Below are 15802 nucleotides of genomic sequence, written 5' to 3' on the forward strand. Positions count from 1 at the left end.
GCCATGGTGCTTTATATCGGTGTGATGTCCGGGACGAGCCTGGATGGCCTGGATATCGCATTGGTTGAATTGACTCCGGCGATCAGATTGATCGCCACGCACTACATTCCCATGCCCGACTCCCTGCGCAGCGAGTTGTTGGGCCTGTGCACCAGCGGCCCCGATGAGATAGCCCGCTCGGCCATCGCTCAGCAGAACTGGGTACAGCTCGCCGCCCATGGCATCCATGCCCTGCTCGAAAGCCAAAACCTCAAGCCGGAAGATGTAAGAGCAATCGGCAGCCATGGCCAGACCATTCGTCATGAACCGGCCCGCGGCTTTACCGTACAGATCGGCAATCCCGCTCTGCTGAGCGAGCTGACCGGAATTACCATCGTCAGCGACTTCCGCAGTCGCGATGTAGCCGCGGGAGGCCAAGGCGCGCCGCTGGTCCCTGCTTTCCACGAGGCTCTATTCGAGAAACGTGACGGCAACCGTGCCGTACTGAATGTCGGCGGCTTCAGCAACCTCAGCTTGATAGAACCAGGAAAACCGGTCGCAGGCTTCGATTGCGGGCCTGGCAACGTGTTGCTTGATGCCTGGATTCATCAACAGCGCAATGAGCAATTCGACCGTGATGGACGATGGGCCGCCAGCGGGACAGTGGAGCCCGCCCTACTCAAGGCAATGCTCAGCGATCCTTTCTTTGTCACCAAGGGACCGAAAAGTACCGGCCGGGAGGTATTCAACCTGCCCTGGCTGACTCGACACCTGTCGCAACTACCCACTCTCGCCGCCGAGAATGTGCAGGCCACCCTGCTTGAACTGACAGCCCTGACTATCGTCAAGTCACTGCAAAATGCCCAGGCGGATACCCGTGAACTGCTGGTATGTGGCGGTGGAGCTCACAACACAGCCCTTATGAAGCGCCTGGCCGACCTCATGCCGAGCACCGAAGTCAGCAGCACAGCAGTCTACGGGGTAGACCCGGACTGGGTCGAAGCGATGGCTTTCGCATGGCTCGCTCATTGCTGCCTTGAATACATTCCAGCGAATCGCCCCAGTGTCACAGGCGCCCGAGGCCTTCGAGTGCTCGGCGCTATCTACCCCGCCTGAGCCAGCCTGATCCCAACAGCAAAAAGCCGCAGTGCCTTGAAGGCTCTGCGGCTTTTTGCTGAAGGTGTCACGACAATCAGATCGAGAAGGATGACCCGCAGCCACAGGTAGTAGTGGCGTTCGGATTCTTGATCACAAAACGCGAGCCTTCCAGACCTTCCTGATAATCCACCTCGGCACCGGCCAGGTATTGGAAGCTCATCGGGTCGACCACCAGGCTGACGCCTTCGCGCTCAACGACTGTGTCATCTTCAGCCACTTCTTCATCGAACGTGAAGCCATACTGAAAACCTGAACAGCCACCGCCCGTCACGAACACGCGCAGCTTCAAACGATCATTCCCCTCTTCGTCGACCAGGCTTTTCACCTTGTGCGCAGCACCGTGGGTGAACTGCAAAGCCGTGGGTGTGAAGGTTTCGACGCTCATGCTGAATATCTCCCGGCGTTGACGCCGCCATAATGCGTGATGGCAGGCATTATCCGCTTCTCCTAGAAAACTGGTCAACTATTTGAAGAGCAGCGGCAGCCACAGGTGTCGAAGCGGACAGCCCGAGTACCAGGCTGGCCGCACATGACAACCACTCCTCAGGGCAACATGCCCGCATGGGAAAGGCCCAGTCGCTCATCCAGCCCAAACAGAATGTTCATGTTCTGCACTGCCTGCCCCGAAGCCCCCTTGACCAGGTTATCGATGACCGACAACACCACGACCAGATCGCCATCCTGTGGACGATGCACGGCGATCCGGCAGACGTTTGCCCCCCGCACGCTACGAGTTTCTGGGTGACTGCCAGCTGGCATCACATCGACGAACGGTTCGTCGGCATAGCGCTTTTCGAACAATGCCTGCAGGTCCACGGAGCGATCAGTCACAGTGGCATAGAGCGTGGAATGAATACCACGGATCATGGGCGTCAGATGCGGCACGAATGTAAGGCCGACCTCCTTGCCTGCAGCCCGGCGCAACCCTTGGCGAATTTCCGGCAGGTGACGGTGCCCTTTCACGGCATACGCCTTGAAGCTCTCCGACGTCTCGCTATACAACGAGCCGACGCTGGCGCCACGACCCGCGCCACTGATACCGGACTTACAGTCAGCGATCAGACGCGAAGCGTCCGCCAGACCGGCTTCGAGCAACGGCAGGAAACCCAATTGCGTCGCAGTCGGATAACATCCCGGGACCGCGATCAGCCGTGCTTGCCTGATTTTTTCGCGATTGACTTCCGGTAGTCCGTAGACCGCTTCGTCCAGCAACTCTGGCGCGCCGTGAGGCTGGCCGTACCACTTGGCCCATTCATCCGCATTCTGCAAGCGGAAGTCAGCTGACAGGTCGATAACCTTGGTTCCGGCGGCCAGCAATTCGCCCGCCAGGGCATGGGCGACGCCATGGGGCGTGGCGAAGAACACCACATCGCAGGCGCCCAGCGTCTTGATGTCGGGAACGCTGAATGCCAGGCCATCGTAATGACCTCGCAGGTTCGGGTACATATCGGCCACGGCCAGGCCCGCCTCGGATCGGGAGGTGATGACCACCACCTCAGCCTGCGGATGTTGTGCCAACAGACGCAGCAGTTCGACACCGGTGTAACCCGTGCCGCCGACGATACCGACCTTGACCATAAACCTGCCCTCAACGAACCACTGGAAAACCGTCGATGATAGGGGCGGCGCGGCGTGGCGACAACCGCCAAGGTGACGTGTGGCGGCTCTAACCTCTACTATCGGGCTACCGTGAATCTGGGAATCGAGAAAATGCTCTATCTTTGGCTCAAAGCGCTTCATATCGTCAGCATGGTCTGCTGGTTCGCCGGCCTGTTCTACCTGCCTCGCCTGTTTGTCTATCACGCTCAGAGCGAAGACAACATCAGCAAGGAGCGCTTCAGCGTCATGGAGCGCAAGTTGTATCGCGGCATCATGGGACCCGCGATGATCGCGACCCTGGTGTTCGGCATCTGGCTGCTCAGCCTCAACGCCAGCGCCTATTTCACCCAAGGCGGCTGGATGCATGCCAAGCTGACACTGGTGGTATTGCTGATTGGCTATCACCATATGTGCGGCGCCCAGCTGAAGCGTTTCGCCCGTGGCGAAAACACCCGCAGCCATGTCTTTTATCGCTGGTTCAATGAAGTGCCGGTTCTGATATTGCTGGCTATCGTAATTCTGGTCGTGGTTCGGCCGTTCTAACTTTCAATCGATGCTTCTTATCCGGGGTACTTCCAGATGTCGCTACCCGCTCTGCTTGAACAACGCCTGCACCTGCCTGTAGTGGCGGCGCCAATGTTCCTGATCTCCAACCCACAGCTGGTACTGGCCTGCTGTCGCAACGGTATCGTCGGCAGCTTCCCCGCGCTGAATCAGCGTGAGAGCAGTGGCTTCAAGGCCTGGCTGGAGGAAATAGAAGCGGGCCTGGCAAGGATGGAGAACCCTGCCCCTTACGCGGTCAACCTGATCGTCCATCAGAGCAACCCGAGGCTCGAGGCCGACCTGGCGATCTGCATCGAACACCAGGTGCCGATCGTCATCACCAGTCTCGGTGCGGTGAAAGAGCTGGTGGACGCGGTCCATGGCTATGGAGGCCTGGTATTTCATGACGTGACCACACGTCGTCATGCCGAGAAAGCAGCCGAAGCCGGTGTCGATGGACTGATCGCCGTGGCTGCGGGGGCCGGAGGGCACGCCGGAACCTGGAGCCCGTTTGCGCTGGTCGCCGAAATCCGGCAGTTCTTCGACAAGACCCTGCTGCTTGCGGGATGCCTGAACCATGGTCATGAGATTCTGGCCGCTCAATTGCTGGGCGCGGATCTGGCCTACTTCGGAACACGTTTTATCGGTACGACTGAAAGTCATGCGCCTGACGCCTATAAGGAGATGTTGCTCACATCCCGGGCTGCAGACATCGTGCATACTCCCGCAGTTTCCGGCGTACCCGCAAGCTTCATGCGGCAAAGCCTGGAGAAGGCCGGTTTCGATCTGGCCGCTCTGCAACGCAAGGGCGAGGTGGATTTCGGCTCGAAGCTCAAACCGCTCAACGATGAAGCCAAGGCCTGGAAAACCGTATGGTCCGCTGGCCAGGGCGTGGGTGAGATTCATGACTTGCCAAGCGTCGATCAATTGGTCAAGCGCCTGGATGAAGAATATCGCCAGGCACAGGCCCGGGTGGTACAGCTTGGCGGCCAGTGGCCCCGATGAAACAAACTGATCACGACACAAACACTAAAACTTGAATGACAAGGATGCCCGGCAATGAGCGAACCCCGTTTCAACATCGTATTCGACGGAGCCCTGCTGCCGGGCGTCGATACGACCACAGCCAAGCTCAATCTCGCTGAATTGTTCAAGAGCGACGTCAGCGCCATTGAGCGACTCTTCGGCGGACACAAGGTGGCCCTCAAGAGCAACCTATCCCAGACCGAGGCGCAGAAATACCTGGAAGCCCTCAACAAAAGCGGAATCGATGCGCGCATCGAAGCAGAGCCTTCTCTGCAACTGAACCTCAGCGAGGTTCAGCATTCGCCCCAGCAGATGCACCCCCAGGAGCCACTCATCGAACCTGCCTCTCCCTATGCGCCACCACGGGCACAGGTTGGAGAGGCCGTTGCCGAGTTCGGCCCGCTCAAGCCGTTCAGCTTCGATGGTCGCATCGGACGGCTGCGATACCTCGCCTGGACCATGTCCCTGACCCTCGTCATGATGCTGGTCATCGGCGTTGGTTTTGCAATTGGCGGAGCATGGTTCTTCACGTCTACCTCAACAGCGGCCATGGTGGTTGGTGGCCTGCTGGCGTTGATCGTTTTCCTCGGCTTTGCCTTTGTCAGCATTCAGTTCAACGTCCAGCGCCTGCATGACCTGGGCTGGTCCGGTTGGCTGTGGCTGCTCACTCTTGTCCCATTCGTGGGCAGCATCTTCCCATTCGTGCTCATCATCGCACCGGGCAACGACGGGCCCAATCGCTACGGTCCACCGCCGCCGCGCAACTCCACTGCAGTCAAGGTCCTGGCGTCGCTCTGGCTGGTGATGATCGTGCTGATTTTCTTCGCTGCGCTGGCTGGTGTCTTCGGCGCTATCGAGGACCAATACGGCAGCAGTTCGCTCAGCAGCTATGAAAGCAGCGAGTACACCGATGACGCTGCTGCAGAACCTGCCGCCGAACCCGCCGAGCCTTCTGTAGACTATGAGGAGGAACAATAAGCGCGCTTCGCGCCGGTGACAGCTCAGTCCACTGGTAGCGGGCCGTTGCGATGGAGAACTGCATGACCCGTTACGCTCTGATCACCGGTGCCTCCAGCGGCATCGGCCTGGCCATGGCCGAAGCCCTGGCCCGGCGAGGCCGCAACCTGATACTGGTAGCGCGCCAGCGTGATCGGCTGGAAAGTATCGCAATAGAACTGACTCAGCGGTTCGGGGTGGAGGTCCTGTTCCGCGCGTGCGATCTGGGGGAGCCACTGAGATTGTCAGGGTTTCTGCTGGAGCTGGAAGAAGGTGAACGGCAGATCGATCTGCTGGTCAACTGCGCCGGCATAGGCACCTGCGGCCCATTCCTGGGTCAGGACTGGATGACTGAACAAGACCTGATCGAAGTCAACATCCTCGCCCTGACACGCCTTTGTCATGCCGTTGGCAATAGCATGGCCCTGCATGGTGGCGGACAGATCCTCAACGTTGCCTCTATCGCGGCGTTCCAACCCGGCCCTTGGATGAGCACCTATTACGCCAGCAAAGCCTATGTCCTGCACTTCTCGGAAGCCCTACGGGTCGAACTGAAGAAATGCGCCATCAAGGTCTCGGTGCTGTGCCCCGGGCCGACCCGGACCGACTTTTTTGCCCGAGCACAACTGGACGAACGGAAACTCATCGACAGTCAGCTACTGATGAGCCCCGAGGAGGTTGCGCTGTATACCGTACGCGCCCTGGACAAGAACCGGGCCATCATCATTCCGGGGCGACGCAATCGCTGGCTGGCCAGGTTGCCACGGCTGGGACCACGTTGGCTGGTCAGGACACTCGCAGGCATGATCAACAAGGCCTACTGCCCCCGCTGATGAAATTTGAAGTGAAGCCGGCCCCGCCAGCCGAACCTTCGGTACACTCGCGTTCCACGACCCCAAGGGAGAAACGACTTTGGATACTCTGTTTTCCAAGATCATCAACCGGGAAATCCCGGCCAAGATCATTTACGAGGATGACCAGGTCCTGGCCTTCCATGACATCGCCCCCCAGGCACCGGTGCATTTCCTGGTCATTCCAAAGAAACCGATCCGCACTCTCAATGACCTGACCGAAGAAGACAAAGGACTGGCCGGGCACATTCTGTTCACTGCCCAGCGCCTGGCGCTTGAACTGGGGTGCGAGGAAGGTTTCCGCGTTGTGATGAATTGCAATGAACTCGGTGGGCAGACCGTCTATCACATCCATATGCATGTGCTGGGACAGCGCCAGATGAACTGGCCACCGGGTTGATACCCTGACTCAACGCAAATCCTGAGCGACCGGTTGGGTTAAACTGGTCGCCATGATTCTTCCGGAGGTAAGCATGACCACCCAACGTCACTACTCGCCGATAGACCGGCTGCTGCTGCAAGCCGATACCGCGATGCGCACGCTGCTGCCCTTCAGTGGCCAGCCATACCGCCCATCACCGGCGATCGTGCAGCCGGACGCGCAACTGAGTGACGAGCAGGCCCGCCACGTTGCCGGGTTGATGCGCATCAATCACACGGGAGAGGTCTGTGCCCAGGCGTTGTACCAAGGCCAGGCCCTGACAGCGAAATTGCCCCAGGTGCGCGAGGCGATGGAGCATGCGGCCGAGGAAGAAATCGATCATCTGGTCTGGTGCGAACAGCGCATTCGCCAGTTGGGCAGCCATACCAGCGTGTTGAATCCACTGTTCTACGGTATGTCATTTGGAATAGGCGCAGTAGCCGGACTGATCAGTGACAAGGTCAGCCTCGGTTTCGTTGCGGCGACAGAACATCAGGTGTGCAAACATCTGAACGAGCATCTCGAACAACTGCCCGCCGAGGATGGAAAGTCCCGGGCGATCCTGGAGCAGATGCGCGAGGATGAAGAACACCATGCCGAAAGCGCCCTCGAGGCCGGCGGTTTCCGCTTCCCGGCACCGGTAAAGTTCGGCATGAGCCTGCTGGCCAAGGTCATGACCAAGAGTACTTATCGGATCTGATCACAGCGTCCCTTTTCAGACCAGGCAGGCCATCAAAAAAAGGCGACTACCCGGACAGGGCAGTCGCCTTTTTTATCAGGAGCCTGAACACGGGCATGTTGCGTACCGCCTCAACCCAACTCGATGATTTCATAGTCGTGGGTGATCTCAACGCCCGCTGCGCCCAACATGATGGACGCCGAGCAGTATTTTTCGGCGGACAGCTCGATGGCTCGCTTGACCTGGGCTTCCTTCAGGGCACGCCCCTTGACCACGAAATGCATGTGGATCTTGGTGAACACCTTCGGATCTTCAGTGGCACGTTCCGCCTCCAGAAAGGCCTCGCAACTTTCGACAGCCTGGCGAGACTTCTTGAGAATGCTGACCACATCGAAGTTACTGCAACCACCCACGCCCAGCAGGAGCATTTCCATGGGCCGGACACCCAGGTTTCGACCACCGGCATCGGGCGGACCATCCATCACGACCACGTGGCCGCTGCCCGACTCACCGAGGAACATGGCTTCGCCAGCCCATTGGATGCGTGCCTTCATCGCCAAGACTCCACTGTCTAAAAAAGGGTCGCCAGCTTAGCACAGCGCTCCCCACGACAGTCTCCAACGTGCGATGCCGGCAAAGCCCCTGCGAAACAGGGCACTAGGTAAATTCTCGAATCAATTTAGAGAGCTCTGTTAAGCTGGCGACCATTCGCTGGCGTATCGCCAGCTTTTAGCGATAGCTATTCGTATCCATAAAAAAACCAAACCAACACACACTGCGCCGTCTTTCGGGATACAACCATGGTTGCCATTACTCCCACGTCCAAGATCAAGAATCTCGACAAACTCTTGATGCATTGCCAGCGTCGCCGCTACCCGGCCAAACACAACATCATCTGTGCCGGTGATCGTTCCGATACGCTGTTTTTCATTATCAAGGGGTCGGTCACTATCCTGATCGAGGATGAGGATGGGCGAGAAATGATCATCGCCTATCTCAACTCAGGGGACTTCTTCGGTGAGCTGGGATTATTCGAACAGGCGGGCAAGGAGCAGGAACGCAGCGCCTGGGTGCGGACCAAGATCGAATGCGAAGTTGCGGAAATCAGCTACAGCAAATTCCGGGAGTTGTCCCTCCAGGATCCGGACATTCTTTATGTCCTCGGCGGTCAGATCGCCCAGCGCTTGCGCAATACCACTCGCAAGGTGGGTGACCTCGCCTTCTTTGACGTGACCGGTAGGGTCGCCCGCTGCCTGCTGGATCTGTGCAAGCAACCCGATGCGATGACGCACCCGGACGGCATGCAGATAAAGGTAACCCGGCAGGAGATCGGTCGAATTGTAGGGTGTTCGAGGGAAATGGTCGGTCGCGTACTCAAGGACCTTGAAGAGCGCAACCTGGTAAGCGTGAAAGGCAAGACAATGGTGGTGTTCGGTACGCGCTAGAACAGCTCGTCCGCCAGATTCCGATAAAGCGCCTCAAGCCGCTCCAGCGCATGAGGGTCGGGAAATTTTTCATGCAGGGCGATGTGGCTCTCAGCCCGTACCCGTTGTTCCAGGCCGCAGGCTTCATTGAAGCGGTTGACCGCGGCAACCATCGATTCGCGCTCGTTATCCACTAGCAACGCCCCGTGTACCAGGCCTACGGGGCGCTGTCCGCCCTTGCTCTGGCGCCAGCGTTGAGCGGTGCCAACCATTTTACGGCCGTCGAGATTGACGTTGAACCGACCGTCGCAAAACGCCCCGTCCACCTCCCCTAGCGATGCCACTCCGCCCAGTTCGTCCAACAACTGGCAAATGGGATCACACAACCGACGATAGGCAGTTTCGATCCGGCCATGATCGCCCTCGCTACGTGGAGGTGCATAAACCAGAGCGATATTGACGGTAGCGGCCGACTGCGGCACCGGTTCGCCCCCGGTTTCGCGCAGCAGCACCGGCCAGCCACTGGCAGCCGAGACCTCACAGGCGTACTCGAATCCCGACAAGCGGGCCAGACGGCGCGGCATGACCAACGCGCGGTCGCTGGGCCGCCAGAACAGCAGGCCGAACTCGGCATCGCCGGCACAGACACTGGCCAACAAGTCCTGCTCGGCTTGGAGACCGGCTTCAACGGTCAGGGCGATCACCGGAGCCATCGGCTCAATCAAGCGTCGAGCCGCTCACCGGAACGCCCCGCTCTGGAAAGAACAGGCGTTGCAACTCCGTACCCGGGCTTTCGGCCCGCATGAATGCCTCACCTACCAGGAACGAGTACACGTCGTTGACTTCCATCAGCTCGACGTCGGCCCGGTTGAGAATACCGCTCTCGGTAATGACCAGCCGATCACGGGGAATGCGGGGCAGCAGGTCCAGGGTCGTTTCCAGGCTGACTTCGAAGGTATGCAGGTTTCGATTGTTCACGCCCACCAGCCTGGTATCCAGGGTTTTCAAGGCCCGCTCCAATTCCTCGCCGTCATGCACCTCTACCAGTACATCCAGCCCCACACCCTTGGCGACAGCCGCCAGTTCGGCCATTTTCACGTCGTCCAGGGCGGAGACGATCAACAGCACGCAATCGGCGCCCAACGCTCGAGCCTCGACGATCTGGTACGGATCGATCATGAAATCCTTGCGGATGACTGGCAGATTGCACGCAGCACGCGCCTGCTTGAGGTAGTCGTCGGCGCCTTGGAAAAAATCGATATCGGTGAGCACCGAGAGGCAGGTCGCCCCACCCTTCTCGTAGCTTTTGGCGATGTCGGCCGGGACGAAGTGTTCACGGATCACGCCCTTGCTGGGGGACGCCTTCTTGATCTCGGCAATCACCGCCGGCTGCTTTTTCTTCGCCTGGTCGATCAGTGCCTTGGCGAAGCCACGGGGAGCATCAGCCGAACGTGCCAGGTTTTCCAGCTCGGCCAGACTGACCCGGGCACTGCGCTCGGCCACTTCCTCAGCCTTGCGAGCCAGGATTTTTTCCAGAACCGTTGGCACGCTCATCCTTCGTTCTCCACTTTGAATACAGCGGTAAATGCACCCAACTCTTCGAGCTTTTCCCGAGCCAGGCCAGTGTGCAAGGCATCATGGGCCAACTCCACCCCCTGCTTGAGCGTACTGGCGTGGTCGGCGGCGTATAGAGCAGCGCCAGCGTTGAGCACGATCATTTCGGCGGCCTTCTGGCCATTCTCGGTCTTGCGACGTCCCAGGGCATCGCGAATCAGTTCCAGCGACTGCGCCGGCCCATCCACCGCCAGACCGTGCAAGCTCTGGCTCTTCATGCCCAGGTCTTCAGGTTCGACCCAGTATTCGCTGATCTGATCATTCTTTAGCTCAGCCACATAAGTAGGCGCCGCCAGGCTGAACTCATCGAGCCCGTCCTTGGAATGGACCACCAATACGTGCTTGCTGCCCAGACGCTGCAGAACCTCAGCCAACGGCCGGCACAGCGCCTGGCTGAACACTCCGACCACCTGGTGTTTCACGCCGGCCGGATTCGTAAGCGGGCCAAGCATGTTGAACAGGGTGCGCAGGCCCAGGTCACGACGCGGTGCGGCAGCATGTTTCATGGCGCTGTGATGAGTCTGGGCGAACATGAAGCCAATACCGACATTATCGATGCAGCGTGCCACCTGGACCGGCGTGAGGTTCAAGTAAATACCGGCCGCCTCCAACAGATCGGCACTTCCGCTCTTGCCCGAGACCGCACGATTGCCGTGCTTGGCCACGGTGCAGCCGGCGGCCGCGACGACGAACGCCGAGGCAGTGGATACGTTGAAGATATTGGCGCCGTCGCCGCCGGTGCCAACCACATCCACCACGCCATCCAAGGTCTTGAGCTCGACCTTGTCCGCCAGCTCGCGCATGACCGAGACCGCGCCGACGATTTCATCGATGCTCTCGCTCTTCATGCGCATGGCCATCATGAACGCGCCAATCTGTGCGTCGGTGCATTGGCCGGTCATGATTTCGCGCATCACATCACGCATCTCGTCGGTGCTCAGGTCGAGATGACCGACGATACGGCTCAGGGCTGTCTTGATATCCATGAAAAGTCCTTAGCGCGTGCCGCCGGTTTGTTTGAGGAAGTTGGCGAACAGCTCGTGACCCTGTTCGGTGAGAATAGACTCGGGATGAAATTGCACACCCTCTATATTCAATGTCTTGTGGCGCAGCCCCATGATTTCGTCCACCGAACCGTCTTCGAGCTGGGTCCAGGCGGTCACTTCCAGACAGTCGGGCAGCGTTTCGCGCTTGACGATCAGGGAGTGGTAGCGGGTGACGGTGAGCGGCCGGTTCAACCCTTCGAATACACCCTTGTCCTCGTGGAATACCGGGCTAGTCTTACCGTGCATGACTTGCCGGGCACGCACCACGTCGCCACCGAAGGCTTGGCCGATGGACTGATGGCCCAGGCAGACCCCCAGGATGGGCAGCTTGCCGGCGAAATACTTGATGGCTTCGATGGATACACCCGCTTCGGTCGGCGTGCACGGGCCGGGGGATACCACGATCCGTTCGGGTTTGAGCGCTTCGATTTCGGCGATGGTCAGTTCGTCGTTGCGCACGACTCGTACCTCGGAGCCCAGCTCGCCCAGGTATTGCACAACGTTGTAGGTAAAGGAGTCGTAGTTATCGATCATCAGCAACATGGCGTAAGCAACCTTTTGAATTCACTGACTTTTAATTAAAGCCTTCAAGAGAAACCCGCGCGGTGTTGCGCTTGGCGGGCATGTGATGCACCAGCGAAGCGGCTTTCAAGCAGGTAAAGAAGGCAAATCGGTACAGGTCCGGCACAGCCGGCAGGGAATATTCAGGTGCGCCAACGCCAACGGGCGTGTGCCTTGATCATTTGATCCGGAAGCTTGCTGACAATCGACACAGGGGAAGTCTCGTTCATACGTTCCGGCACAGTAGCCTAGCTGAACAGAGCGCGCAATATGACCAACCCCGAAGGGCTTTGAAACAAACGCAATGCCACTGATGGATGGTCGAGCGCCAAGAGTTTTTGGTACTGTCGTTTCGTTTTCTAACAAAAATAAGATCGAAAAGGACCTTCTCATGATCAGGAAAACGCTGTTCGTACCGGTTGCCAGTTGTGTGCTCGCGATGGCCTGCGCCCAGGCGAGTGCCGCTCCAAACCCTTACTCCAGCTTCATTGTCTTTGGCGACAGCCTCAACGACGCAGGCCAGTTCACCGACCCGGATGGACCGGCAGGGTCAACCCAGCGTTTCACCAACCGCACCGGCCCACTCTACCAGGATGGCAGTGGCGAGGCGTATTCCGCCAATTCCACCCAACTGCTGGGCGGGCGCCTGGGCTTCTCCGCCGACGAAACCGCCGCCTCCACCTCCGCGGTGCGTGCCAACGAGGGCTTGGCGGACGGCAACAACTGGGCAGTGGGCGGTTACCGCACCGACCAGATCCTCGATTCGATCACCAGTGTTTCCGACACTGGAGAACGCAGCCGTCCCGGATACCTGGCCAACGGGCGGCGCGCCGATCCGAATGCGCTGTATTACCTCTCCGGTGGCGGCAACGACTTTCTCCAGGGTCTGGTGTTGACCACGGCTCAGGCCCAGGCTGCGGCGGACCGCCTGGCCAACAGCGTCCAGGTGCTGCAAACAGCGGGCGCCCGCTATGTGATGGTCTGGCTGCTGCCGGACTTGGGACTGACCCCCGCCCTCAACGGCACACCTTTGCAGGGCGCCGTGTCGCAACTGAGCAACGACTTCAACCAACAGCTCGTCGCGCGACTGCAAGGTATCGACGCCGAGGTCATTCCGCTGAACATTCCTTTGCTGCTTCGAGAAAGCTTCGCCGATCCCGCGCGTTTCGGCCTCGCCACCGGCGAGAATCTCACGGCAACCTGCTTCAGCGGCAATGGCTGCACGGAAAACCCCACCTACGGCATCAACAGCGCAACACCCGACCCCAGCAAACTGATCTACAACGACTCCGTCCACCCCACCGAGGCCGGGCAGAAGCTGATCGCCGACTACGCCTTCTCCCTACTCGCGGCACCGTGGGAACTGACGCTGCTGCCGGAAATGGCCCATTCGACTCTACGGGCCCACCAGGACGAGCTGCGCAGCCAATGGCAGTCGGATTGGGAAGATTGGCAAGCGGTCGGTCAATGGCGAGCCATCGTCAACGGCGGTGGACAGCATCTCGACGTGGACAGCCAGGGCAGCGGTGCCAGCGCCGACGGCAGCGGCTACAGCCTCAACGTAGGTGGCAGCTATCGCCTCAACGAGGCCTGGCGCGTGGGCATCGCCGCTGGGCTCTACCGCCAGGACATGGAGGCTGGTGACAACGATTCGGACTACAAGCTCAACAGCTACCTGGCCACCGCTTTCGCCCAGTTCCAGCAGAGCCGCTGGTGGGCCGATGCGGCGCTGACCGGTGGCAAGCTCGACTACGACAACCTGGAGCGCAAATTCCAACTGGGCGTCAACGAAGCCCAGGAGAAAGGCGACACCGACGGGCATCTCTGGGCATTCAGTACCCGCGTAGGCTACGACATCGCCCAGCCGGGCAGCGCCTGGCACCTGTCACCCTTCGTCAGTGCCGATTATGCGAGGGTGGAAGTCGACGGCTATTCGGAACAGGGCAGCCGCTCCACGGCCCTGACCTTCGACGACCAGACCCGCGACTCGAAACGCCTGGGCATCGGTCTGCAAGGTAAATACAACTTTACCCGTCAGACCCAGGTGTATGGCGAATACGCCCACGAGCGCGAGTACGAAGACGACATGCAAAAGGTCAATATCGCCCTCAACAGCCTGCCAGCCAATGACTTCACGCTGGAAGGCTACACGCCACAGAGCCACCTGAATCGCCTGAGCCTGGGGGTCAGCCACAAGTTGACCAGCGAGCTGGCGTTGAGAGGGGGTTATACGTTGCGCAAGGATGACGACTTCACCCAGCAAGGGATAAGTCTCGGGGTCAGCCTGGACTTCTGATTCGATGAACCGCAGATGCCTATGGTGAGCAAGCTTGTCTGCTCACCATAGGCATGAAGGGTTTCAGTCGTTCGGGGCCTGCTCGGCCAACGCCACCGCGCGGAACATCGCCCGACGCTTGTTCAGCGTTTCTTCCCATTCCAGCGCCGGTACCGAATCGGCAACGATACCTCCTCCGGCCTGTACATGCAGTTCGCCGTTCTTGATGACTGCCGTGCGAATGGCAATGGCAGTGTCCATGTTGCCGTTCCAGGCGAAATAGCCGACGGCTCCGCCGTACACCCCCCGCTTGACCGGCTCCAGCTCATCGATAATTTCCATCGCCCGAATCTTCGGCGCGCCCGACAAGGTGCCCGCGGGCAGGATCGCTCGCAGGGCATCCATTGCCGTCAACCCGGCCTTCAACTGCCCCGTGACGTTGGACACGATGTGCATGACGTTGGAATAGCGCTCGATCACCATTTTCTCGGTGAGCCTCACCGAACCGACTTCCGAGACCCGCCCGGTGTCGTTACGCCCCAGGTCGATCAGCATCAGGTGCTCGGCGATCTCCTTGGCGTCCGACAGCAGGTCCTCTTCCAGGGCGCGGTCAGCCTCTTCCGTGGCACCACGAGGACGCGTGCCGGCAATCGGTCGAACCGTGATCAGGTTGTCCTCGACCCGCACCAATACTTCCGGCGAACTGCCCACGACATGGAAATCGCCAAAATTGAAGAAGTACATGTAGGGCGTCGGATTGAAGCAACGCAGGGCTCTATACAGATCGATAGGCGCTGCCTTGAAGTCGATGGACATTCGTTGCGACGGCACCACCTGCATGCAGTCGCCAGCCAGGATGTATTCCTTGATGGTATCGACCGCTTTTTCATAATCGTCCTGGGTAAAGCTGGAGCGGAATACCGGGTCGGCCGCGGCCTGCTTGCTGAAGTCCAGGCCAGGGCGTGGCGTGATCGGCTGGCGAAGTTTTTCCAACAACGCCTGCAAGCTTTGCAGGCCTTGCTCGTAGGCATCTTCCTGGGACGGGTCGGCCAGCACGATAGCGTGCATTTTACCCGCGAGGTTATCGAAGACCACCACCGCATCGGACACCATCAGCAGGATGTCCGGCACGCCCAATGGATCCGGGTTCGGGCAGGTGCCCAAGCGCTTTTCCACGTAACGCACGCAGTCGTAGCCAAAGTACCCCACCAGGCCACCGTTGAAACGCGGCAGCCCTGGGATGGTGGGTACGTTGTAACGGGCCTTGAAGGTTTCGACGAAGGCCAGCGGGTCCTCGACTTCGAGGCTTTCGATCTCGATGCCGTCATGGGTCACGCTGATGCGATGGTCGTGCACCCGCAGCACTGTGCGGCATGGCAGGCCGATGATGGAATAACGGCCCCACTTCTCCCCCCCCTGTACCGATTCGAGCAGGTAGGAATTGGGCTGGTCGGCCAGCTTGAGGTAGATCGACAGCGGCGTGTCGAAGTCAGCCAGGGTTTCGCAGGCAAGGGGAATGCGGTTATAGCCGGCAGCAGCCAGGCGCAGGAATTCTTCGCGAATCATGAGGGTGCCTCGTGGCAAGAGGAGCTGGAAGTCAGGTATGCAAACACGCCGGATAACCGGCCAG

The 15802-nt window shown here is 59.5% G+C and carries 17 protein-coding genes; 9 read left to right on the top strand and 8 right to left on the bottom strand.

What is annotated here, in order from left to right:
- Positions 1-3: 3 nt before the first annotated feature.
- Complete coding sequence (locus tag AC1M7R_RS08430) at positions 4-1095, top strand: anhydro-N-acetylmuramic acid kinase (protein ID WP_490610346.1); 1092 nt, start codon at positions 4-6, stop codon at positions 1093-1095.
- A gap of 76 nt (positions 1096-1171) precedes the next feature.
- Here the strand turns inward: AC1M7R_RS08430 and erpA are convergent, their stop codons facing one another.
- Both erpA and argC read right to left on the bottom strand, forming a co-directional pair.
- Entirely contained in the window at positions 1172-1522 is a 351-nt protein-coding gene (erpA, locus tag AC1M7R_RS08435) for an iron-sulfur cluster insertion protein ErpA (protein WP_053156455.1), read from the bottom strand.
- A gap of 158 nt (positions 1523-1680) precedes the next feature.
- Entirely contained in the window at positions 1681-2715 is a 1035-nt protein-coding gene (gene argC / locus AC1M7R_RS08440) for an N-acetyl-gamma-glutamyl-phosphate reductase (RefSeq protein WP_072389623.1), read from the bottom strand.
- Between the two features lie 132 nt (positions 2716-2847).
- Here argC and hemJ point away from each other — a divergent pair, with 132 nt between their 5' ends.
- The 6 genes from hemJ to coq7 all read left to right on the top strand — a co-directional run bounded on the left by hemJ (position 2848) and on the right by coq7 (position 7273).
- Positions 2848-3279 carry a protoporphyrinogen oxidase HemJ gene (gene hemJ, locus AC1M7R_RS08445; RefSeq protein ID WP_072389625.1) on the top strand — a complete coding sequence of 144 codons (432 nt, stop codon included), beginning with the start codon at positions 2848-2850 and terminating at the stop codon, positions 3277-3279.
- 36 nt (positions 3280-3315) lie between these two features.
- Complete coding sequence (locus AC1M7R_RS08450; RefSeq protein WP_076406107.1) at positions 3316-4284, top strand: NAD(P)H-dependent flavin oxidoreductase; 969 nt, start codon at positions 3316-3318, stop codon at positions 4282-4284.
- Positions 4285-4338: 54 nt separating this feature from the next.
- Positions 4339-5283 (top strand): DUF805 domain-containing protein, encoded by a 945-nt coding sequence (locus AC1M7R_RS08455; protein ID WP_072389629.1) that lies wholly within the window; start codon positions 4339-4341, stop codon positions 5281-5283.
- A 62-nt stretch (positions 5284-5345) separates the two neighbouring features.
- Entirely contained in the window at positions 5346-6134 is a 789-nt protein-coding gene (locus AC1M7R_RS08460) for an SDR family NAD(P)-dependent oxidoreductase (protein ID WP_072389631.1), read from the top strand.
- Positions 6135-6213: 79 nt separating this feature from the next.
- A complete protein-coding gene (locus tag AC1M7R_RS08465) occupies positions 6214-6552 on the top strand; it encodes a histidine triad nucleotide-binding protein (RefSeq protein WP_072389633.1) in 339 nt (112 codons plus the stop codon).
- A 73-nt stretch (positions 6553-6625) separates the two neighbouring features.
- Positions 6626-7273, top strand: a complete 648-nt coding sequence (gene coq7 / locus AC1M7R_RS08470) for a 2-polyprenyl-3-methyl-6-methoxy-1,4-benzoquinone monooxygenase (protein ID WP_072431971.1) — start codon at positions 6626-6628, stop codon at positions 7271-7273.
- 110 nt (positions 7274-7383) lie between these two features.
- Here the strand turns inward: coq7 and AC1M7R_RS08475 are convergent, their stop codons facing one another.
- Positions 7384-7806 carry an OsmC family protein gene (locus tag AC1M7R_RS08475; protein WP_042730268.1) on the bottom strand — a complete coding sequence of 141 codons (423 nt, stop codon included), beginning with the start codon at positions 7804-7806 and terminating at the stop codon, positions 7384-7386.
- A gap of 246 nt (positions 7807-8052) precedes the next feature.
- Here AC1M7R_RS08475 and crp point away from each other — a divergent pair, with 246 nt between their 5' ends.
- Entirely contained in the window at positions 8053-8697 is a 645-nt protein-coding gene (gene crp, locus AC1M7R_RS08480; RefSeq protein ID WP_072389637.1) for a cAMP-activated global transcriptional regulator CRP, read from the top strand.
- On the opposite strand, the gene AC1M7R_RS08485 is transcribed toward crp, so the two are convergent.
- The 4 genes from AC1M7R_RS08485 to AC1M7R_RS08500 are packed head-to-tail and all read right to left on the bottom strand — an operon-like array spanning position 8694 to position 11879.
- Positions 8694-9389, bottom strand: a complete 696-nt coding sequence (locus tag AC1M7R_RS08485; protein ID WP_092179797.1) for a lipoate--protein ligase family protein — start codon at positions 9387-9389, stop codon at positions 8694-8696. The genes crp and AC1M7R_RS08485 overlap by 4 nt on opposite strands.
- Positions 9390-9393: 4 nt before the next feature.
- Positions 9394-10230 (bottom strand): indole-3-glycerol phosphate synthase TrpC, encoded by an 837-nt coding sequence (gene trpC, locus AC1M7R_RS08490; RefSeq protein WP_072389641.1) that lies wholly within the window; start codon positions 10228-10230, stop codon positions 9394-9396.
- On the bottom strand, positions 10227-11276 hold the full coding sequence (gene trpD, locus AC1M7R_RS08495) for an anthranilate phosphoribosyltransferase (protein WP_072389643.1): 1050 nt from the start codon (positions 11274-11276) through the stop codon (positions 10227-10229). The genes trpC and trpD overlap by 4 nt, the downstream gene beginning before the upstream one ends.
- Before the next feature lie 9 nt (positions 11277-11285).
- Positions 11286-11879: an aminodeoxychorismate/anthranilate synthase component II gene (locus AC1M7R_RS08500; RefSeq protein ID WP_076406101.1), complete on the bottom strand. Its 594-nt coding sequence runs from the start codon at positions 11877-11879 to the stop codon at positions 11286-11288.
- 409 nt (positions 11880-12288) lie between these two features.
- Between AC1M7R_RS08500 and estP the strand changes: the two genes are divergently transcribed.
- The gene (gene estP, locus AC1M7R_RS08505; RefSeq protein WP_092179801.1) at positions 12289-14193 is read left to right on the top strand and encodes an esterase EstP; all 1905 of its coding nucleotides are present in this window, start codon (positions 12289-12291) and stop codon (positions 14191-14193) included.
- A 63-nt stretch (positions 14194-14256) separates the two neighbouring features.
- On the opposite strand, the gene trpE is transcribed toward estP, so the two are convergent.
- Complete coding sequence (gene trpE / locus AC1M7R_RS08510; protein ID WP_092179804.1) at positions 14257-15738, bottom strand: anthranilate synthase component I; 1482 nt, start codon at positions 15736-15738, stop codon at positions 14257-14259.
- Positions 15739-15802: the final 64 nt, after the last annotated feature.

This window comes from Pseudomonas sp. MS01C9, assembly GCF_058202755.1.